Genomic DNA, 18,678 nt, shown 5'->3' on the forward strand with positions numbered 1-18,678 from the left:
GAAGTAGGACACGTCCCCAGACGCCAGCACATCTGCCCCACCGTTTGCCTCGGCGGTGGCCCCGCGTCCGCCGTGTCCTCCCAGGCCCCGTCATCATTCGCGGCTCAGTCGTCGGACAGTGTCCTGGCGGGAACCGCGTCCCGGGAGCCGGCCTCCGAACTGGAGGCCTTCTTCGCCGCCTCTTCGCCGCGCTTGCCGTACCAGGCGCTCCATGCTCCGAGCAGGCCGATGGTCGCCACCAGGAGGATCGACGACAGCCCGGCCATGACATCGGTCGGCAGCCAGTAGACCAGGGGGAGGCGGACGGCCGACTCGACCAGAAGCGCGATTCCCCAGACGAGGGTCATCACCAGGTAGGTCCGGCGGAACATCGGCTCCGCCGCGTACAGGACGTCCCAGCGCCGCGCGGTGTCCGCGTCTTCGGCGCCGAAGCGCTTCGCCACGGCGAAGGCCGCGGGACGGCCTGCGACGCAGGAACCCAGGAAGATCAGGCCCGCGACCGCGGTGGTGACGGACTTGATGGCCAGGAGGAACTTCGCGTCTCCCGTCAGCAAGGAGAGGATCATTCCCACGCCGAAGACGACGCCCATGAAGGCGGCGAATCCATCGAAGCGACGCTGCCGGACGGCGACGTAGGCGACCCGCAGGAATCCGACGCTCGCCGCCGTCAGCATGGCGGCGTACTCGCTCACGCTCAGCGCGCGGCACACATAGTAGGTGCCGATCACCGGCACCACGTCCCACAGCACGACCGAAACGATCTGGTTGTTACCCGAACGGCTCATTTCTCACTCCTGAAGGTCTCGTCGAGCCAGTCACTGATGCGGGCCATGGCCAGTCGCTGGGCGCCTGATTGGCAATGGGCGTCGGCACCCTCCTCGGCGGTGAACTCGAGGAAGGTTCTCGGGCAGGTCAGGTGATCGTGGAGCGCCTCGGGTTGGCCTTGGAAGGCGAAGTCGCCGGGGGCCGAGCAGACCAGGGTGGGGCACCTGATCCGCTCGGCGATGCCGTCACGAAGGTGATAGTCGAGCATCTTGGCCGCGTACCCGCGCGGTGACCGGGCGCCGGTGACCCACATGCCGTGGGTGAAGGCCCACCGCATGACGGGGTCGTTCGCCATGAGGCCTTGAATGATCTCGTCGACCTCGGGCGCGGACTCGGCGCCCAGCACGGCCCGCGCCTGATCGCGGTCCTCGCCGAAGTGGCCCGCGACGATCGCCCCCATGTCGTAGACGCCGTCGAAGGCGATGAGCGCCTTGATCCGCGGTTCGAAGGCGGCGGCGCGTGGCGCCAGCAGTCCTCCCATGCTGGCGCCCAGCAGCGCGACCCGCTCAGGATCGACCTCGGGCAGCGCGAGCAGGTAGTCGAGCACCGGGCCGACCACCTTCTCCCAGTCTGGCCGGAACACCAACCCTTCGCGGTGCATCGGCCCAGGCTGCCCGGGGCCGTCGAAGGTGAGGACGTGGTAGCCGCGTTCGGCGAACGCCGCCGCGCCGAAGAAGTGCATTTCCTCTGCGCTGCCGTCGAAGCCGTTGTGCATCACGATGGTGGGCCGGGGTGTACGGCTGTCGCCCGCCCGGTAGAGGTAGCCGGTGAGAGCGGTGTGCGCGTACGGGATCAGCACCGGTTCGATCCTGATGTCCGACAGCCGGGCCGCCGCGCGAAACGACTCCACGCCGAGCGCGTAGGACTGGTCGACGCGCGGGTCGGACGGGTCGCCGTGCAGGAAGAACTCGGCAGAGCGGTAGTAGGTGGACGCCCGCAGCAACCCGTCACGCGCGCTGACCTCGTGGCCGGCCGCCAGGCTCCGCCGAGCTTCGCCGGCGACGCGGTCGGCCGTCGCCCGCCACTCCTTGTGCCAGCTGTCGTAGTCACTCTCGGTGATCCGCTGTGCGGTGGTGATCACTTCACCGAAGTCCGCGCCGCCGTAGGCGATGTGGCCGAGCAAGCGCAGCGTCTCGTACCAGAACGTGACGTCCTTCTCAAAGATCAGCGCATCCACGCCCGTCCCCTTAATGCGAAATTATTCGCTTCAAGGGGAAGTTAGCGCGGCGACGCGCTTAAAGCAAGACTATTCGCGTTAAGATGTCGGCCATGGCAGCACAGGAACCCGTACGCCGGCCCGGGGGGCGTAACGCCCGCGTCCGCACGGCCGTATGCGAGGCCGTCCTCGACCTGCTCCACGAGGCGGACTGGGACGATCTGAGCATCGCGCAGGTGGCGGAGCGATCCGGAGTCCACCAGGCCACGATCTACCGGCGCTGGGGCACGTTGGGCGCGTTGGTCGATGACGTGGTGACCGAGCAGCTCACGCGCTCGTCCCCGGTTCCCGACACCGGGACGCTCCGTGGGGACCTGGAGGCCTACGCGGTCCAGGTGGCCGAGGACGTGGCCGGCCCCCTCGGTCCCGTCTTCCTCCGTGCCGCCCTGGTGGGCGCGCGCCCGGAGGGAGAGCCTTCCAAGCATGTCTATCTTCTGGAGCGAGGCACGCAGCTCCAGAAGATGCTCGACCGCGCCAGGGATCGCGGGGAGAACCCCCCCACGTTGCTGGAGCTGCTGGAGGTCATCCTCGCACCGCTGTACTTCCACGCGATGTTCTTCGAACGGCCGACCAACGCGCACCACGCCCGGACACTGGTGGACAGGCTGCTCGCCCTCAGCGAGAAGAAATGAACGCCGTCGTTCTCGCCCGTGGCAGAGTTCACGGCCCCGGGAATGTCCCCGTACGAGCAGCGAGGCCGCGTGTCTGGGAAGACACGCGGCCTCGCTTGCTCAGGTGGGCGTTACTTCGAGACGTAGAGGCGGCGCGGTTGTCGGTCATGTGGGTTCTCCTTTTCGCTAGGTGGGGTCGGATGCGGTCCGTAGGTGGCGCAGTAGGTCGGAGGCGAGTTGGTTGGACACGCCGAGCCGGGCGCGGAGGGTGTCGCGGCTGATGGGTTTGTGGTGGTGGGCGTGGTAGTCGGTGGCGACCTTGCGGACGTTGTAGGTGACAGCAGCAATGACAGCAACGTCCCCTTACGGAAGCATCCTCGGTGAAGCGGGCCTCGGGGTTCGACAGCAGGTGCCAGATGACGGTCAGTACGGAGTTGCCGATGGCGACGATGGCGCGTTTTCGGCCCCTGCGTCGGGCGAGGCGCCGGTAGCGCTCGCCGAGGAAGGTGTTGGAGCGGGAGGTGGTGGCCACGATCTCCCCGACGGTGGCGGCGATCCACGGATTGCCCTTGCCGGTGGAGCCACCCTTCTTGCGCCGGGCGGAGTTCTTGTCGATGGGCGCGAACTTGGCCCAGGACACCAGGTGGGCCGCGGTGGGGAAGCGGCTCATGTCCACCCCGATCTCGGCGATGATCTCTTGTGCGGCGATGATCTCTTGTGCGGCGATGGCGCCCACCCCGGTGATCTCATCCAGTTGGGCCGCCGCGGCGGCATACGGGGCGATCCGATCGGCGATCCGGGCGGAGACCTGCTCGACCTTGGCGGTCAGGTCGTCGATGCGGCCGACCATCAGCTGGCAGAGGAAGGCGTGCTCGTCGGTGAAGTGACCGGTCAGGGCCTCTTCCAGCACGCTGATCTTGGCGCGCATGGCTCCGCGTGCCATCTGCGCCAGCACTCTGGGGTTGCGTTCTCCGTTGATCAGCGCGGCGAGCATCTGCCGGCCGGACACGCCGAAGACGTCGCTGATCACGCTGGACAGTTTGATCTGCGCGTCCTCCAGGAGCTTTTCCACGCGCTGCTTTTCGCGGGTGCGCTCGCGCACCAGGGTGCGCCGATAGCGGGTCAGGTCCCGCAGCTGCCGGATCGGTTTGGGGTGCACCAGACTGGGACGGCACATGCCGCGCTCGACGACCTTGGCCAGCCAGACCGCGTCCAGCTTGTCGGTCTTGGGGCGGCCGGGGACGTTCTTGACGTGCTTGGCGTTCAGCAGCCAGCAGGTGAACCCTTCGGCTTCCAGCAGGTAGTAGACGGGCTTCCAGTATTCGGAGGTTGCCTCCATCGCGACCAGGGTGACGCCTTGGCAGCGCAGCCAGTCGGCCAGGTCCAGCAGTGAGGACATCAGCGTGGAGTACTCGCGGACTTCTTGACGGCGCCGGCCAGGTCGCTCCTCGTGCGGGACGCGCACGCACACCATCAGAGTGGTCTTGGCGATGTCGATGGCCGCGACGCGGTCGATGAGTTCGAGTGGTTCGTGGGTGGTGTCCTCCATGGCGATGCCTCTTTGGCTCCCGGGGGCGGATGGGGGTGGTTGCCCGGGGAGCCGTCGGGGACAGTGGAGAGCCGGGCTCACGTGCTCGAAGCGACAGTCGGGGGCCCCTCGAGCGGCTCCCGCGTCAGACTGAAAAACGGCCTCGAACCGGCACCAGGCGGAACACGACGTCGGCGGGCAACCACTCCCGATTTTCACGCCCGGGGGGCGTCAGCGCCAGCGACAACATGGACTGAAAAGCGGAAGGTCGGCGGTTCGACCCCGCCCCTGACCACAGCAACTGAGAAGCCCAAACGCCTCGAGCAGACTACGCTCGGGGCGTTCGTGTTTGGCATTGACGACCAACGGACGGCAACGTCAGTTCTTCGTGATGTCAGGCGGGGTGAACTTGAGGTTGGCCAATAGGACCGCCATCACAGGGCTTGGTTGCACCTTCAGAATCGTGAGCAGTGGGCGCTCTCATGGAGTGCTGGCCTAAGGCGATGCCGCTACGTTGCGAGGGGAGGCTCACATCCGAGGCGGGCGGCGTTCGGTTGGGTTCCGGAGGTTGGCTGGCGTGCAGCGGTGATTGCGGCATGGACGAATGCGGCGAGTTGCGGCGATCGACTGCCCGCTGGCCAGGCGAGCATCAGCGTGGTGGTGGGGGCGTCGAGGACCGGTACGCACACCAGACTGCGGGGCAGGTGGTCACGGACGGATTCGGGCAGCAGCGCCACGACGTGGCCCCAGGTGATGAGCTGGGCGAGTTGACCGGTGTCGCGTACCTGCGGGCCGACTGCGTCGGCGGGCTGCGCGCCGCGCCAGATGGGCATCGTCTCGCTGGACAGGTCGGCCATGGACAGGCGGTCTCGCCCGGCCAGGCGGTGATGCCGGGGCAGTACCACGACCGGGTGCTCGACGAGGAGGTCGATGGTGTCGAGCCCGGCGAAGTCTTGCTGCGGGCTGTGCATGAACGCCACGTCGGCGCGGCCGTCGCGTAGCAGGCTCGCCTGTTCTCCGGCGCCGCAGATATGCACATCGACGTGGACGTCAGCGTGTTGGGCGCGATACGTGGCGAGCAGGTCGGGCAGGAGACCGCCATCACCGGCCGCCTTCATCGCCACGACCAGCTGAGGTTCCGGCTCGCCGGCCCGTCGCGCGGACCGCGCGGCACGCGCCATTGCGGCCAGCGCCGTTCGGCCCTCGCGCAGCAGAGTCTCACCGGCCGGCGTGAGCTGGACCGAGCGGCTACTGCGTTCCAGCAGCGTGACGCCGAGGCGGCGTTCGATCCGTTGGATCGCGCGAGATAGCGGCGGTTGGGCGATACCGAGGCGCTCGGCCGCCCGGCCGAAGTGAAGCTCTTCGGCCACGGCGATGAAGTAGCGCAGTTCGCGGACCTCCAGTGGATCCATACCGGCAGGGTATCGGTTGGGGCGGAGTTGGTGTTGGCCCGATCGTCGATCGGATTGGTGAGATCGAGCCATGACCGATGAAATCAGCCACCACGGCGAGGTCGCCCTGGTGACAGGGGCGAATAAGGGCATCGGGTTGGAGATCGCCCGGCAGCTCGCGGCGCTCGGGATGACGGTGCTGGTGGGAGCGAGGGATCCGCGCCGACGTGACGAGGCCGTCGCCGCCCTGCGACTGGCCGGCGGCGACGTCTGGCCGGTCGCGCTGGACGTCACCGACGCTCCATCGGTGGACGCGGCTGCCGTGCACATCGACGACCGGTTCGGCCGCCTCGACGTCCTGATCAACAACGCCGGGATCAGCGGCGGCGCAGATCAGGCCCCCGCCGGCGCTGACGTGGACGCCGTCCGCGAGGTGTTCGACACCAATGTGTTGGGGGTGATCCGGGTAACCGAAGCGATGTTGCCGCTGTTGACCCGCTCACCCGCGGCGCGCATCGTCAACCTCTCCAGCAGCGTCGGATCGCTCGCCCTCATGAGCGACCCGGACGGCCCGCTCGCTCAGGTGCCGGCGTTCCTGGGATACGGGCCGTCGAAGACCACCGTGAACGCGTTGACCGTGCAATACGCCAAAGCCCTGCGCGACACCAAGATTCTCATCAATGCTGCGGATCCGGGCCGTTGCGACACCGATCTGATAGGGCAAAGCGGTTTCACCTCCGACCGCACCGCTGCGCACGGCGCCGTGATCGCGGTACGGCTTGCCACGCTCGGACCTGACGGACCCACCGGCGGCCTGTTCAACGACCATGGCCAGGTGCCGTGGTGAGCGCTCCAGTGCTGCCGACGTGCCCAGGACATGTCGACCGACAATGCCAGGCCATGACCCCAAGAGGCGATCGCATGACACCGCGCTACCGACGGCCGGGCTGGTTTACCGTCCATATGATCAATCCGCTCGTCCGATGGCTGGGGGCGGCCAGCACCCTGCACGTTCCAAGGCGCACCACGGGCGCCCTCCAACGGGTTCCTGTGAACGTCGTCGAACTCGCCGACGCCCGCTACCTGGTATCGGTGCGGGGCCAAACAGAATGGGTGCGCAACCTTCGTGCTGCCGGCCACTGCACCATCAGCCGACGCGGCCACCGAGACCGATACCAGGCCGTGGAACTGGCCGGTGATCGACGCGAAGAGGTCGTCGCCGCCTACCGGTCCCGCTGGGGCACCGGAGAGGTGCGCCGCCTCCTCGACCACCTCCCCGACCCCGACGACCACCCCGTCTTCCGCCTGGACCTTCTCGATCGGGCGACCCGCGGCTGATTGTTGGGGTCGCGCATTACCAACGCTTATGTGAGAGCCATTCGTCGGTGTGGGTGTAGCCCATGGGTACGACAACGCTTCGCCACTGCGCCCGATCTTGCTAATGCAAGTTCTAACGCCGTCTCCGAGCGTGGTGGAACGCTAATGGAGATTGATCAAGGACCAGGGTTTATAAGCAGGTCCTCCGTACACCTGCGGATGTCTGTGAACAATCTCGAACTGGCCATGGAAGCTGGGCAAAGGTCAGTTCAGGGAGACGGAGCCTGACGACAACGCTGACGACAACGTCGGCCACCATGAGCCGGAAGTATTCCTCCCGCTCCGTATGCCGGTACAGCGGTGAATCGACGCTGTCACCGCTTGCCCCGCTGCGCCGTGATCTTGAAGCGGTTATGGAGATCGCGGAGGACTGGGTGGTTGCGGCCCTCGTGGTCCTGCTCGGCCTCATGGCGTGTCTCGGCCGTAGGGACCCCGGGGTGACGGGCCGGCGGGTGGCGGGGCTCCTCGTCCTGATCGCGGTCATCGAACCGCTCGCCTCGTTGTACAGCTATCGGAGGAGCTGCGATGAGACGATCTCGCTGTTCAGCGCCGGCTGGTTCAGAGGGGCGGCCGGTGGGTGGGGGATCACCCAGCTGTGTCTCCTGGTGGCCGCGGCGCTGGTGTTCGCCGCGTCGCGGGCGATGCGGTCCGCCGCCGCGGGGGAGCCGGGCGAGTCACAGGCCGGGATGGTGTGGCGTCGGCCGGTGGCGGCCCTGGTCGACTATTTGATCGTTGTTGCGGTCTTCAGCGCTGTCGTGGGGGTGGCCTGGCTCTTGATCGACATCGACATCGAGGTTCGCATGGGATTCGGGCTTCTGGAGTGGGCCGAAGCGTACGTGTTCCGGGGCAGCGTGAAGCCCGTGGGACTGACCATCCTGGGCGGGTTGTTCCTTTACTTCTGGGTGCAGCACGCTCTGTGGGGGCGGACGCTGGGCAAGCGGCTGCTGGGTGTTCGGGTCATCGCCGTGCGGACGGGTGGACGGCTGAGCGCGGGCAGGACCGCGCTCCGCACGCTGGTCTTCCCCCTCCTCGCTTTCGTCCCCGACGTCGGGTTGTGGTGTCTTCTCGCGGGCGGGTTGTGGATGCTCCTTGATCCTGATGGCCGTGTTCTGCATGACCGCTGGCTGGGCGCCGCGGTGGTGCGCGACCGGGTGAAGAACGCTCAGCCGCAGACCTGACCCGACATCATTTGCGTGATCTTGCTAACGCGGATGCTAACCACAGGCCTGGACGGCCCTGGACGACTGTGGACTGAGAGACCTCACAGAGCTTGTCCGATCAGGCCCGGAAGACGGCTGTGGACGGTCCTGGACGATCGTCCCTTAACTCGTAATGAAGTGCTCTGGGCGTAGATGCCGCTCCGGGCCGGGGACCTGTGTCGTTGTGCTCCTACCGTGTCGGCGTGAAGGACGAAACGATCAGCCAGACGGTGGCGGCCGCGATCACGACTGCGACGGCGAGATTCTTCGTCCGTCCGGCGATCATGCTCTTCGACTGTCCGCGGATCAGGCTTCGAGCTAGGTGGACGGTCCCGGCCCAAGAGATCCGCATCCGGGGACTCCACGTGGCTGATGCGACGAGGATGGCTGCGAGAAGCAGGGGCCATCGCACCGAATCGGCGAAAGGTGTTTGGAAGTCGCCGCTGTACTGGCTGGTGTACGTCGCGACGTCGAGCAGCGGGAAGAGGAGAAGAGCAGCCGCGGCCGCGGTGCCGGCTGAGCGTCCCCATCGGGTGGAAGCGGTGGCTGTCGCGGCCGCCGCCGATGCGACGAGAACGACCGGCAGGCCGATCCTGTCGGCGTCACCGGACCACCAGGCGAGGCCGTCCCAGGGTGACTCCGGAACCTCGACGAGGACGTAGCTGACTACGAGGAACCTGTCGTATGTGACCGTGAAGCGGTGGAACATCGCCGCCCACGCCGCCGCGGTAATGGCGCCCGCCCACAGGATGATCCCGTACCGTCTCCTGGGCAGGGGGGATCGGGCCGCGAGGAGCAGCGCCCCCGCAGCCACCGGGTAGCAGACGATCAGGGGCCAGGGCGGCACGACCGCACGTTCCTGCCCGGTGCACGGGTCGGGGCCCGGCAGGAGAAACGCGGTGACGAGCCCAAACGCGAGCACGGTGCCGACTACAGCGACGGCAGAGAGCATGGCCCGACGGGACCCGCGCAGGAGAAGGCCGGCCACGACGACCGGCAGCAGGAGAACGCCCCAGAACAGCAGCCCTCCCGGCGCGTTCTCCAGTGCGTAGGGACCCTCCATCGCGGAGGGAGCGGAGCCCGTCGCGGAACAGAACCAGCCGAAACTCTGCTTGCCGACATCGAAGGTCGTCAAGATCACCGGCCCCGACGCGGCCAGGACTGCGCCGAAGCGGAACGCCGCCGTTACAGGGGATTGCGTCCCCGCCTCCGGTACCCGAGTCATGGCGCCCTCTCCGTCTTCGCCCCCGAAAACAGATCAACTCAGGCGAGAGTAGTGGACAGCCGTCAGGCCCCCGGAAGAGTGGCGACAGCAACCCTGACAGCAACGTCCCCACGCGCGGACTCACTTCGGCTACCGTCCACCACCCTCTGACCACGGCATTCGGCATCCGAACAGGGTGATTGGTCCGCCTGAAAAACGGACAATCATCCCTATTGCGGGCCACATTGCCCCAGTTGTAGGCGGAGCGGTAGCCGCTGGGCCTCACCGACCACTCATCGAAATCTCAGGGTGCACTCATGCCTGCTGCTCGGCCTCGACGATGAGTGTGTAATCAACGCCTGTGCGGAAGTCGCCGGAGGATCCACGAACGGTCAGTGTGTGACGGCCAGGCTGCAGCGGCTGGAGACGCACCCAGATGCCGCAAGCGTAGGATGTGGCCGTTCCCTCCTCGCCTGTCAGAGGGTTGCCCGCCACACCGGTCACGGCGACGTTGTCGTCTTCCATCCGTTCAGGCGTGACCGGCTTACCGTCGAGGGTGGCTCTGCCTTCGGCGGTGGCCATGAACTCCTTGCACACCGCCTCGGAGCAGACCCGATTCACCAGTGGGAACACCATCGGCCGCCCCGCGGGCACCTTGCACGTCCGCTGCAAGGTGCCGCCGAAGGTTCCGGCGAGGAACCACACATCCTCCGGCTGGTTCCGGTCGCAGAACTCCCCGGTCGTGTCCGTCACAGGGTTCGTGCTCTCGCCTTCCGAGGCCGCCCAGGTCCACCAGCGTCCCTGGATCGTCTCTACCGCCGAGGCGGCCGATTTCGGAGAGGCAATTCTGTCCACGTTGCTCTCTTGAGCCACCCCACAGCCGGCAAGGAGACCAACAGCCAGCAGAAGCGGTATAGCGGACCTAAGAGACATTCGGGAATCATAGACCCGACGAGCATCCGCCCTTCCATACGGATCAGAAGATGTCGGCGACGACAGGGGTCGTGACGATCGCTGACTTCGGTGCCGCTGTACGGTGCCGGAATGATCGGCTGCCGCGGCCTTTCTCCGTCGGGCCTTGCCGAACGCCGTTACCGAGAGCGTTCCTTGTCTGGCCGAGGACGGATGGGAGAGCCGTCGGGGCCGAAGCCGTACCTCGCAAGCTCCCTCCTCCGGACTTTCTGGGCACCAATACCCCGCATGAGGTACCCGAGGCCGAGGCCCAGCGTTATTCCCAAGGCTCTGAAGGGTTCTTCGTCGAAGAAGATGACGATGACCAGCCCCGCGGCGTAGGCGATCGTCCCTAGCGGGCCGTAGTAGCGGCGGAAGATGTAGAAGCGCCGGTGAATGTCGTCGCGGGCCCACATGCGGTACTTCGACGGCAGTCGCACGAAGAGGGTTCGGTAGAGAAGCCAGCGCCAGAGGGGTGGCCGGTCCCGCAGGCGTACGGCAAGGCCGCCGCAGATGACGTCGAAGGATTCGCGCAGACTGAGTCTTATCTGGCCGGGCTCTTGCAGGTCAAGGAGGGTGGACAGGAGCTCTTCGCCACGGGACTTGCGGAAGCGCGGCACGTTGCAGCCGCGCCCGAGCCGACAGTCCTCCGCTGCCTGGATATCTCATATCTCCGGCGTACAGCCAGGGAAATCGAGAGCCATGACCGGCCCGTGCCGAATGTGACCTCAGCCTTTCAAGGTCGGTACCCCGAGCGCGTGCCCGACGGCCGCCTCGTTGAACGCCCGGATCGCCGCCGTCTCCGCCGCCTTCACCCAAGCCAGGCCGAGGATCGAGGGAGGCAACCCCGTGACGGGGACGAAGCTGACATCCGGGCGCCCGTGGTGAGCCGCCGTGGGAGTGCAGAGCAACATGCCGCCCCGGTTGAGCGCCACCTGGGTCAGTCCCTCCTGGCTGGTGGCCACCGTACCGGCCAGGGGAATGGGACGGCCGGAAGGGGTTGCGGACGGCGCCACACGCTCGCGCCACGTGCGCGGAGCCGGGCCGTCCAGGCCGATCAGGGATACGCCGGCCAGCTCCTCCGCGCCGATGCTCGCACGGGCGGCCAACGGGTGGTGCGAGGAGACACCGAGCTGGTACGAGACCCGGTTCAGTCCTTCACCCGTCGCCAGATCGGGCTCGTCCACCGGGAGCAGCGTGAACGCGATGTCCACCTGCCCGGCCCGCAACCTGCCGAAGGGGTCGGAGAGCGGGATCTCCACCAGCTCCGCCTCGCACCCCGGGTACCAGCGCTCGAAGGCACGCACGCTGCCGGTGACGACATCCGTGGGCGTGGCCAGGAAGCCGATCCTGATCACGCCTGTCACCTCGCGGGCGGCCGCCTTGGCCCGGCTGACCGCGTTCGCGAGGCCGTCGTAGGAGGGGCGTAGGTCGGCCAGGAAGCGTTCGCCCAGGGGCGTGAGGCGCACGCGCCTGCTGGTCCGGTGGAAGAGCCGGCCGCCGAGCCTGGTCTCCAGCGAGCGCATGAGCTGACTCACCCTGCCGGGTGACAGGTAGAGGCGCTCGGCCGTACGCGCGAAGTGCAGCTCTTCGCTGAGCACGACGAAGCACTCCAGCTCCCTGAACTCCACCCCCACCTCCATCCGATCGCTTAGTCCATCTAAACCAAGCCTTCGACCTTCGCCATTGTTCCCGCTGGTGGCCGGCAGAAAGCTGGCCGGCATGACCATGACTGATGTTTCCGCCGCCCCCCGGGCGCGCTGGCTCGCCGTGTCCTCGGTCGCGGTGGGCACCTTCACCATCGTGACCAGCGAGATGCTGCCCGTTGGCCTACTGACCTCGATCGCCGCCACCCTCGGCGTCTCCGACGGGACGGCCGGGCTGATGATGTCGGCGCCCGGACTGGTCGCCGCCGTCTCCGCGCCCGTGCTGGCGATCACCACCCGACGGCTCGACCGGCGCATCACGCTGCTGGGGCTGATGGCGCTGCTGGCGGTGGCCAACCTGGCGGGCGCGTTCGCGCCGAACTACCCCGTCATGCTGGCCGCCCGGGTGCTGACCGGGGTGAGCATCGGCGGGTTCTGGGCCTTCGCGGCCGGACTCGGCCCGCGACTGGTGCCCGAAGGGTCCGTCGGGCGGGCCACGTCAATCATCTTGGCCGGGGTGTCGGTGGCGTCGGTACTGGGGGTGCCCTTGGCGACGTTCATCTCGTCGTTCGCGGGGTGGCGGACCGCGTTCATCGCCATGGGGGTGCTGGCCCTGGCCCTACTCGCGCTGCTGGCCACCACCCTGCCGTCCCTGCCCGGCGAACCCCGAGCCCGCGCGTCCGAGCCGTTGCCCCGCGAGGCCCCGGCCCGCGCGTCGGAGGGACGGCTCACGTGGCTCTCCGGCCGGCTCAGGGTCGTCCTCGTCCTGACCGTCCTGATCGTGTCCGGCCACTTCGCGGCCTACACCTACGTCCGGCCGTTCCTGGAGCAGGTCTCGCACGCCGGCCCCGCTCTCGTCAGCACCGCCCTCCTCCTGTACGGCGCCGCGGGCGTGGCCGGCAACTTCGCGGCAGGCGCATGGGCGGCCAGGAACCCCAAGCCGGTCCTGGTCACGCTGGCCGTGCTGATGGCACTCTCCATGGCGGCGCTGCCCCTGGTCGGCCTACCCCTGATCGTGCTCATGGTGTGGGGCCTGGGCTACGGCGGCGTGGGGGTGACCCTGCAGCTCTGGATCATGCGGTCGGGCGGCGGCGAAATGGGCACGGCGCTCTTCGTCGGTGCCTTCAACGTCTCCATCGCGCTCGGCTCGTTCGCCGGCGGCCGGATCGTGGACAGCGTGTCGATCTCCGCGGTGATGTGGGTGGGAGCGGCGCTCGCCGTGGTCAGCGCGGCCACCGCCGGCGGCTCGGGCAGGAGTAGGACGATCGGTTCATGAAAGGATCGCGCCTGATCGGGGTGCCGCAGCGGGAGGAGGGCCGTATCGACCGGATCGGTAGTGCCGGCCACATCACCGATCTTCCTGCTGGCCGCATCGCGCTCGCCTCAGCCCCGCTGACATGCTGTGGCGGGACGGAGTACCCCGATCCACCAGGAGAAGTACGCATGCGGAGCGCATCCCGTCAGCACCGGCTCGCTTCATTCCTCGCCGCCGCGTTGCTGGCGGTCGTGGGGACGGCCGCCCTGGCACCGCCCGCTGCGGCGGCAAGCGGTCACGATCCCGTACCCGAACTGCGCCGCAAAGCCCATTCCCTGCGCCATACCGCGCCGTCCGGCGATCTGGGTGACCTTCGCCCGCTCGGCCGGGCGGTGGGCGAGGCCGCGGTGGTGGGGCTGGGCGAGGCCACGCACGGAGCACATGAGTTCTTCACGATGAAGCACAGGGTGTTCCGCTACCTCGTTGAGGAGAAGGGGTTCACGACGTTCTCGCTCGAAGCGGGCTGGAGCGCCGGGCTGCGGCTGAACGACTACGTCCTCCATGGGAAGGGCAACCCGAGAGAGATCATGAAGGAGGAGTTCGGGAAGCTGGACATGTGGGCCGTCCAGGAATACCTGGACCTCATCAGGTGGATGCGCGGCTACAACACGCACCACGTGAGGAAGATTCAGTTCATGGGCGACGATGCCAACTATCCGGCGGTGGGCGGGCAGCTCATCAAGATGGTCACCGACTACGTGCGGCGTTACCAGCCCGCCCTCCTGCCGGAGATCGATGCCCACTACCGGAACCTGCGCGCCGTGCGGGATGCCGACGCCTTCTTGAGCCTGCCGCTGACCGAGCGCGAAGCGCTGGTGTCCCAGGCCGGCCAGGCCCTGGACCTGCTGCGACGGCATCCGGGGCCGGACCGGGACAAGTACGCGTGGGCCGTGCAGAACGCGCGCTCAATCGTCCAGAGCGCCACCGCGCTGTCCTTCGACACCGACGACCCGGAGCAGGTGAGCAAGGCTCTCCGGTACCGGGACAAGATCATGGCTGACAACGTCGCATGGTGGCATGAGCACACGGGGGCGAAGATGCTCCTGTCGGCCCACAACGCACACGTGGCATACCTGCCGTACGACGCGAAGCTCTACCCCAAGGTGCAGGGCGCTTTCCTGCGCGACCGGCTGGGCACCCGCTATGTCACCATCGGTCTCGCCTTCGGCCAGGGGTCTTTCAGGGCGCAGGACGCGAACGGCCGGTGGCGGACCGTCACGGTCGGGCCTCCCGAGAAGGGAGGCAACAACCATGCACTGAGCCGGGTCAGCCCGTCCGACTACTTCCTGGACATGCGCACCACGTCCGCCTCGGCCCGCGCCTGGCTCGACAGGCCGCGGCGTACGCGTGACGCCGGCAGGCTCTGGCCCGAGCCCGAGCGCATGGTCTCGCTCGGGAAGTCCTACGACGCGCTGATCTATCTGCACGAGACCACGGCGGCACGCCCGCTGTCCTGATGGCCGCGGGCTTCCACCATTACCCGGAGCCGTGCCGCTGCCGTAAGACAGGCCCGCCTTCGACCATTACCTGGTGAAGAGTCGCCGAACGATGAGGAGTTCGCCGCGTTATTTGATGCGTGCCAGCCCAGGGTGTACGCGTACGCGGTGAGCAGGTGTGGTCGCCGGCTGGGCCGGGGACCAGACATCGCGTGGAAGGCGCTGCTGAAGTGGGAGGGGCCGGCGAAGCCCGCCTCCACGGCCGCCGTGCTCAGATCCGGCCATGTTTCCAGCAGGGTGGCCATCCGTAGCATGCGCGCCCACAGACGGTAGCGGCGGCACGTCGTCCCCGTCTGGGCTCGGAAGAGCCGGAGGAACGCCGACATGGACAGGCCGACGTACAGCGCCTGACTGGGCCACAACCACAGCGCAGCCCGATCACGACACGTTTCTGAAAGCGGTGCTGGTTGCATGCGGGCATGCTGGCCAGCACTTCGATCGCCCCTTTTCCCCATACAAGGACTGAGATGTGGCTTGACCGCGCCGCGACCGCTCTGCTTCTCCTCGCCGGGGCGGTGAACCTCCTCCCCGGCTTCGTCGCGTTCGCGCCGTCCCAGATTACGACGGCGTACGGAGTGTCGGTCGACGGCGCTCACTCCGCCGACCTGACGGTGCTCCTGCGCCACCGGGCCGTCCTACTGGGGCTCGTCGGGCTCTCCCTGATCTGCGCGGCGTTCATCTCGTCGCTGCGTATCCCCGCCGTCACGGCCGGGGCGATCAGCATGGGATCGTTCCTGCTGCTCGCGTACTCCACGTCGGGTCTCAACAGCGCGACGATGCGCGTGGCGCGGATCGACGTAGCGGCGATCGTGTTGCTGGCCGTCGCCGCTGTCCTCATCTGGCGGAAGAACGCCTGAGTCTCTCGGGCCGGTGGCGCGCCTCACGCGCCCGCGCGTAAGTGCGGTATCCGGTGGAGCCACCCGCGTCTGTCAGCGAACCGCACAACCAAATCAAGCACTTGAGTCACCAGGTCAGAGAAGCAGATGCCCCGGGTGTACGGCCACAGAAAAGCTTGTTCGGTGAGTAAGCAGGGACCTAGGCTCCCGACCATGAAGCGCTCGACGATTGCGGTGCTTGTCGTCTGCGTAGGGGGCGCTGCTGCTTTGGTCGCTCTTGTCGCTTTCCTGATGCTTCCCGATGGGTGTACCGCTGAGGATGACCGGCTCGCCGCTTCCTTAACCACGCTCAGCATTCTCGATGCTCATCCGGCGACCGCGACGCCCCAGGGGGGACGCAGCTCCGGTTGCCACGGTGATGGCCGGCTAGTGAACGTGTTGCAGTCCTATCGCTCTTCAGGCCCGGTAGCCGATGTGCTGTCCTTCTATCGAGACGCCGCGATCATGGATGGCTGGAAACCCCCTCCGGGGGATGACGGTGAAGGGGTGAGCTGCTTCGTCAAGTCCGTTGGTGGTAGAGATGTTGGCTTCTCTGTGTGGGTCGTGAAGGAGGAAGGCGAGGAGTACGACGTAGACGTGACCTCTTCCATGACCGGCGGCGGGGGCTGGTGTTGACATCGAGGAGATCGTGATGAGGCGCGAGTGATGTCTAGCTCAGATAATGCTGCAATGGTGTTTCGCGGGCTGTATATCCTGATTGTTTCGCTTGTGGTGGTAGGGGCTTCCGCCTGCTCGGTTATACCTCAGCCGCTGATTTCCAAGATGACCGGAAAAGAGTCCTACCGCGAACCGAGCGAAGCGATGATGCCTACGCTCAAGATGGGTGACGTGGTCACCGGCCGGGTGACCGACGGGACGTACGTGCCCAAGGCGGGTGACGTCATCGCCTTTTTGCCCCCGGAGTCGTGGGGCGGTAGCGGTGGCTACATGATCAAGCGAGTCATCGGAGTTCCAGGGAGCACGGTCGGTTGCTGCGACCTGCGGCATCGGATGGTCGTTGACGGCAAGCCGGTGGATGAACCGTATGTGACCAACGAGCGGGCTTCGAATCTGACCTTCGGGCCGATGGTCATCCCGGAGGGACGTATCTGGGTCCAAGGCGACAATCGCGATGTCTCTCGTGACTCGCGTGGCCACCATCGCGCGGGGGCCGACGGCACCGTCCCCGTGTCCAACGTCATCGGAGTCATCGATGTCAGCACCGCGAGGTAGAACCCGCTCATGAAGCGTTCGACGGTCGCGGTGCTCATGGCTGCTGGTGTGGACCGGTGCTCTGATCGCTCCTGTCGCTTTGAAGTGCTTCAGAGGTTCCGGACAGTCAGGGCCTGTCTTGTAGATCTTCTGGCGTCTGGCGGGTGACGTGGGATGCCGGGAGAATCGTGTCACCCAGCTCACATCGTGATGATCTCGGGCATCGACGTACCTGTCGAGAAGGGCTTCACGGAGGCACAGGAGGAGGCCGGCTGCCATGGCGATCACTGCTTTGATCCTGTTCATCACGTTCCTGGTGCTCGTGGGTGGCGTGCGCACGTGGGTTCAGGTACGTCGCACCGGTGACACCGGTGACAGGCGTGCGGCAGCCCGGCGTGATCCGGTGCAACGGCGGATCGACGGGCTGGCCGCGATGGGTGCTCTGGCCCTGGGCGTGGTCTCTCCGGTCGCCGCCCTGGTGGGACTGGGGCCTGTGGTGGAGAGTTCGCTGGTCGAGGTCGGCGGCCTGGTGCTGGCGGTCCTGGGGATGGTCGCCACCTTCGCCGCCCAGCTGGTGATGGGTGATTCCTGGCGGGCCGGTGTCGACCCCGACGAGCAGACCACGCTGGTCACCTCGGGGCCCTTCCGGTTGGTCCGCAACCCGATCCTGACCGCTGTGCTGGTCACGTGCACCGGATTGGCCCTCATGGCGCCCACCGCGGTCGGCCTGGCCGGGCTGGTCGCCGTCGTGATCGCCAACCAGTTGCTGGTCCGCCGGGTGGAGGAGCCCTACCTGCGCCGTGTGCACGGCGAGGACTACTTGCTCTACGCCGCGGCCGTTGGCCGGTTCGTGCCTGGCATCGGCCGCCTCAAGTAACCTCGCCCCCCGCCGCCGACGGCGTGAGATCCGGCACACCATTCCACGCAACGAGGTCGATCAGACGATGCCCCTGACGAGGATGACCGCGATCACTCAACGCTGGGCGCTCGCCGGGACCGGCCGCTCCTGAGCGGGCACGGTGGTTCCATCCCTTTCCCGGTTCAGGCCGCCGTGCCGTTGTCGACCTGTCGCACGGGTGCCAAGAAAGGCGCCCGCGTGGTAGGTGACGTCATATAAAGCGTGCGCTCTCCCCGGGCCGGTCCGCCTCAGCCAGAACAGGACGTGCCCGAGAACCCTGAAGATTGTCAACTGATCCAGCGCGACGGCTGCCCGGTCAGGCGGGAGATGGTGTCGAAGTCGGCGTCGGCATGCAGCACGGTGAGCTTGTGATGCCGAGCCGTCACCGCCATGAGGAGATCGACCGGGGAGGCGCTCTGGTGCCACCCCTTGTCAGCGAGATCGCGTTGCAACTCGCTCGTCTCGTCCCAGGCCGATTCGGGGATGACGTAGTACGGAAAGGTCTCCTGGAGCAGATTGCCGGCTTCGTAGAAGGCTGGTCGGCCGCCAACAGCTCGGAGATACTCCTGCCTAACAGGCTCACAGATGCCGACGAGCCCGGCAGAGACCGTCTGGTCCCACTCTGTCCCGACTTGGCCGCGGTAGAAGCGGACCAAGGCGCTGGTATCTATGAGGTAGCGCTCTGTCACGCCACGGCCTGGTGCGCGCTGTCACCCTTATCGATGGCTGAGAAGTCGATCTCACCCTCAGCCACCATCTCCCGCATGCGAGCCACGGCCGCTGCCCGCCTGCGTCGATCAACGATCTCTCGCAGGGCGGCGTTGACCGTGTCTTTCTTGGACGAGGTGCCGAGCAACTTCGCGGCCTCGGCCAGGGCCTCGTCATCGAGGTCGATCAGTGTCTTGGTCATGATGCCCCCGCCTATATATACGAA

At 67.1% G+C, this 18,678-nt stretch carries 20 protein-coding genes and 2 pseudogenes; 10 read left to right on the forward strand and 12 right to left on the reverse strand.

Features of this window, described 5'->3' with window-relative positions; translation table 11 throughout:
* Window positions 1–104 precede the first annotated feature (104 nt).
* Together ACWD3H_RS20040 and ACWD3H_RS20045 are read right to left on the reverse strand one after the other, a co-directional pair.
* Window positions 105–785, reverse strand: a complete 681-nt coding sequence (locus ACWD3H_RS20040) for a VC0807 family protein (RefSeq protein ID WP_451956032.1) — start codon at window positions 783–785, stop codon at window positions 105–107.
* On the reverse strand, window positions 782–2,002 hold the full coding sequence (locus tag ACWD3H_RS20045; RefSeq protein ID WP_203956328.1) for an alpha/beta hydrolase family protein: 1,221 nt from the start codon (window positions 2,000–2,002) through the stop codon (window positions 782–784). Before ACWD3H_RS20045 ends, ACWD3H_RS20040 begins: the two co-directional genes overlap by 4 nt.
* 92 nt (window positions 2,003–2,094) lie before the next feature.
* Here ACWD3H_RS20045 and ACWD3H_RS20050 point away from each other — a divergent pair, with 92 nt between their 5' ends.
* A complete protein-coding gene (locus ACWD3H_RS20050) occupies window positions 2,095–2,673 on the forward strand; it encodes a TetR/AcrR family transcriptional regulator (protein WP_203956329.1) in 579 nt (192 codons plus the stop codon).
* A gap of 28 nt (window positions 2,674–2,701) precedes the next feature.
* Here the strand turns inward: ACWD3H_RS20050 and ACWD3H_RS20055 are convergent, their stop codons facing one another.
* Window positions 2,702–4,201: an IS110 family transposase gene (locus tag ACWD3H_RS20055; RefSeq protein ID WP_451956033.1), complete on the reverse strand. Its 1,500-nt coding sequence runs from the start codon at window positions 4,199–4,201 to the stop codon at window positions 2,702–2,704.
* Window positions 4,202–4,689: 488 nt separating this feature from the next.
* Window positions 4,690–5,592: a LysR family transcriptional regulator gene (locus ACWD3H_RS20060; RefSeq protein ID WP_451956034.1), complete on the reverse strand. Its 903-nt coding sequence runs from the start codon at window positions 5,590–5,592 to the stop codon at window positions 4,690–4,692.
* Between the two features lie 70 nt (window positions 5,593–5,662).
* On the opposite strand from ACWD3H_RS20060, the gene ACWD3H_RS20065 reads away from it, so the two are divergent.
* From ACWD3H_RS20065 to ACWD3H_RS20075, 3 genes are all read left to right on the forward strand, one after another.
* Window positions 5,663–6,418, forward strand: coding sequence for an SDR family oxidoreductase (locus ACWD3H_RS20065; protein ID WP_451956035.1), 756 nt, complete (start codon window positions 5,663–5,665; stop codon window positions 6,416–6,418).
* Window positions 6,419–6,534: 116 nt separating this feature from the next.
* Window positions 6,535–6,909, forward strand: a complete 375-nt coding sequence (locus ACWD3H_RS20070) for a nitroreductase/quinone reductase family protein (protein WP_451956036.1) — start codon at window positions 6,535–6,537, stop codon at window positions 6,907–6,909.
* A 392-nt stretch (window positions 6,910–7,301) separates the two neighbouring features.
* On the forward strand, window positions 7,302–8,126 hold the full coding sequence (locus ACWD3H_RS20075; RefSeq protein ID WP_451956037.1) for an RDD family protein: 825 nt from the start codon (window positions 7,302–7,304) through the stop codon (window positions 8,124–8,126).
* A 211-nt stretch (window positions 8,127–8,337) separates the two neighbouring features.
* Here ACWD3H_RS20075 and ACWD3H_RS20080 read toward each other — a convergent pair whose 3' ends face one another.
* The 4 genes from ACWD3H_RS20080 to ACWD3H_RS20095 all read right to left on the reverse strand — a co-directional run bounded on the left by ACWD3H_RS20080 (window position 8,338) and on the right by ACWD3H_RS20095 (window position 11,933).
* Complete coding sequence (locus ACWD3H_RS20080; protein WP_451956038.1) at window positions 8,338–9,372, reverse strand: hypothetical protein; 1,035 nt, start codon at window positions 9,370–9,372, stop codon at window positions 8,338–8,340.
* Between the two features lie 294 nt (window positions 9,373–9,666).
* On the reverse strand, window positions 9,667–10,206 hold the full coding sequence (locus ACWD3H_RS20085; RefSeq protein WP_451956039.1) for a signal protein: 540 nt from the start codon (window positions 10,204–10,206) through the stop codon (window positions 9,667–9,669).
* Between the two features lie 236 nt (window positions 10,207–10,442).
* Complete coding sequence (locus tag ACWD3H_RS20090; protein ID WP_451956040.1) at window positions 10,443–10,922, reverse strand: hypothetical protein; 480 nt, start codon at window positions 10,920–10,922, stop codon at window positions 10,443–10,445.
* 108 nt (window positions 10,923–11,030) lie between these two features.
* Window positions 11,031–11,933, reverse strand: coding sequence for a LysR family transcriptional regulator (locus ACWD3H_RS20095; protein WP_451956041.1), 903 nt, complete (start codon window positions 11,931–11,933; stop codon window positions 11,031–11,033).
* Window positions 11,934–12,024: 91 nt separating this feature from the next.
* Between ACWD3H_RS20095 and ACWD3H_RS20100 the strand changes: the two are divergent.
* A pseudogene (locus ACWD3H_RS20100) lies at window positions 12,025–13,218 on the forward strand (MFS transporter); the annotation flags it as partial.
* Here the strand turns inward: ACWD3H_RS20100 and ACWD3H_RS20105 are convergent.
* Window positions 13,172–13,276, reverse strand: a pseudogene (locus tag ACWD3H_RS20105) (bifunctional DNA-formamidopyrimidine glycosylase/DNA-(apurinic or apyrimidinic site) lyase); the annotation flags it as partial. The pseudogenes ACWD3H_RS20100 and ACWD3H_RS20105 sit on opposite strands and share 47 nt — an antisense overlap.
* A 115-nt stretch (window positions 13,277–13,391) precedes the next feature.
* Between ACWD3H_RS20105 and ACWD3H_RS20110 the strand changes: the two are divergent.
* Window positions 13,392–14,720, forward strand: coding sequence for an erythromycin esterase family protein (locus ACWD3H_RS20110; RefSeq protein WP_451956042.1), 1,329 nt, complete (start codon window positions 13,392–13,394; stop codon window positions 14,718–14,720).
* On the opposite strand, the gene ACWD3H_RS20115 is transcribed toward ACWD3H_RS20110, so the two are convergent.
* Complete coding sequence (locus ACWD3H_RS20115; RefSeq protein ID WP_451956043.1) at window positions 14,681–15,214, reverse strand: helix-turn-helix domain-containing protein; 534 nt, start codon at window positions 15,212–15,214, stop codon at window positions 14,681–14,683. The genes ACWD3H_RS20110 and ACWD3H_RS20115 overlap by 40 nt on opposite strands.
* A 12-nt stretch (window positions 15,215–15,226) precedes the next feature.
* On the opposite strand from ACWD3H_RS20115, the gene ACWD3H_RS20120 reads away from it, so the two are divergent.
* The 4 genes from ACWD3H_RS20120 to ACWD3H_RS20135 all read left to right on the forward strand — a co-directional run bounded on the left by ACWD3H_RS20120 (window position 15,227) and on the right by ACWD3H_RS20135 (window position 17,723).
* A complete protein-coding gene (locus ACWD3H_RS20120) occupies window positions 15,227–15,616 on the forward strand; it encodes a hypothetical protein (protein ID WP_451956044.1) in 390 nt (129 codons plus the stop codon).
* Between the two features lie 192 nt (window positions 15,617–15,808).
* On the forward strand, window positions 15,809–16,270 hold the full coding sequence (locus ACWD3H_RS20125; RefSeq protein ID WP_451956045.1) for a hypothetical protein: 462 nt from the start codon (window positions 15,809–15,811) through the stop codon (window positions 16,268–16,270).
* A 54-nt stretch (window positions 16,271–16,324) separates the two neighbouring features.
* A complete protein-coding gene (lepB, locus tag ACWD3H_RS20130) occupies window positions 16,325–16,867 on the forward strand; it encodes a signal peptidase I (protein ID WP_451956046.1) in 543 nt (180 codons plus the stop codon).
* Window positions 16,868–17,123: 256 nt separating this feature from the next.
* Window positions 17,124–17,723: a methyltransferase family protein gene (locus ACWD3H_RS20135; protein WP_451956047.1), complete on the forward strand. Its 600-nt coding sequence runs from the start codon at window positions 17,124–17,126 to the stop codon at window positions 17,721–17,723.
* A gap of 308 nt (window positions 17,724–18,031) precedes the next feature.
* On the opposite strand, the gene ACWD3H_RS20140 is transcribed toward ACWD3H_RS20135, so the two are convergent.
* Together ACWD3H_RS20140 and ACWD3H_RS20145 are read right to left on the reverse strand one after the other, a co-directional pair.
* A complete protein-coding gene (locus ACWD3H_RS20140; protein WP_451956048.1) occupies window positions 18,032–18,433 on the reverse strand; it encodes a PIN domain-containing protein in 402 nt (133 codons plus the stop codon).
* Window positions 18,430–18,654 (reverse strand): type II toxin-antitoxin system VapB family antitoxin, encoded by a 225-nt coding sequence (locus ACWD3H_RS20145; protein ID WP_355625729.1) that lies wholly within the window; start codon window positions 18,652–18,654, stop codon window positions 18,430–18,432. The genes ACWD3H_RS20140 and ACWD3H_RS20145 overlap by 4 nt, the downstream gene beginning before the upstream one ends.
* Window positions 18,655–18,678 lie beyond the last annotated feature (24 nt).

Source organism: Streptosporangium sp. NPDC002607, assembly GCF_053592655.1.

Coding starts and splice junctions, on each gene's coding strand:
- ACWD3H_RS20040 (WP_451956032.1), bottom strand. CDS start 785: ATGAGCCGTTCGGGTAACAACCAGATCGTTTCGGTCGTGCTGTGGGAC.
- ACWD3H_RS20050 (WP_203956329.1), top strand. CDS start 2,095: ATGGCAGCACAGGAACCCGTACGCCGGCCCGGGGGGCGTAACGCCCGC.
- ACWD3H_RS20055 (WP_451956033.1), bottom strand. CDS start 4,201: ATGGAGGACACCACCCACGAACCACTCGAACTCATCGACCGCGTCGCG.
- ACWD3H_RS20060 (WP_451956034.1), bottom strand. CDS start 5,592: ATGGATCCACTGGAGGTCCGCGAACTGCGCTACTTCATCGCCGTGGCC.
- ACWD3H_RS20065 (WP_451956035.1), top strand. CDS start 5,663: ATGACCGATGAAATCAGCCACCACGGCGAGGTCGCCCTGGTGACAGGG.
- ACWD3H_RS20070 (WP_451956036.1), top strand. CDS start 6,535: ATGATCAATCCGCTCGTCCGATGGCTGGGGGCGGCCAGCACCCTGCAC.
- ACWD3H_RS20075 (WP_451956037.1), top strand. CDS start 7,302: ATGGAGATCGCGGAGGACTGGGTGGTTGCGGCCCTCGTGGTCCTGCTC.
- ACWD3H_RS20080 (WP_451956038.1), bottom strand. CDS start 9,372: ATGACTCGGGTACCGGAGGCGGGGACGCAATCCCCTGTAACGGCGGCG.
- ACWD3H_RS20110 (WP_451956042.1), top strand. CDS start 13,392: ATGCGGAGCGCATCCCGTCAGCACCGGCTCGCTTCATTCCTCGCCGCC.
- ACWD3H_RS20115 (WP_451956043.1), bottom strand. CDS start 15,214: ATGGGGAAAAGGGGCGATCGAAGTGCTGGCCAGCATGCCCGCATGCAA.
- ACWD3H_RS20120 (WP_451956044.1), top strand. CDS start 15,227: ATGTGGCTTGACCGCGCCGCGACCGCTCTGCTTCTCCTCGCCGGGGCG.
- ACWD3H_RS20125 (WP_451956045.1), top strand. CDS start 15,809: ATGAAGCGCTCGACGATTGCGGTGCTTGTCGTCTGCGTAGGGGGCGCT.
- lepB (WP_451956046.1), top strand. CDS start 16,325: ATGGTGTTTCGCGGGCTGTATATCCTGATTGTTTCGCTTGTGGTGGTA.
- ACWD3H_RS20135 (WP_451956047.1), top strand. CDS start 17,124: ATGGCGATCACTGCTTTGATCCTGTTCATCACGTTCCTGGTGCTCGTG.
- ACWD3H_RS20145 (WP_355625729.1), bottom strand. CDS start 18,654: ATGACCAAGACACTGATCGACCTCGATGACGAGGCCCTGGCCGAGGCC.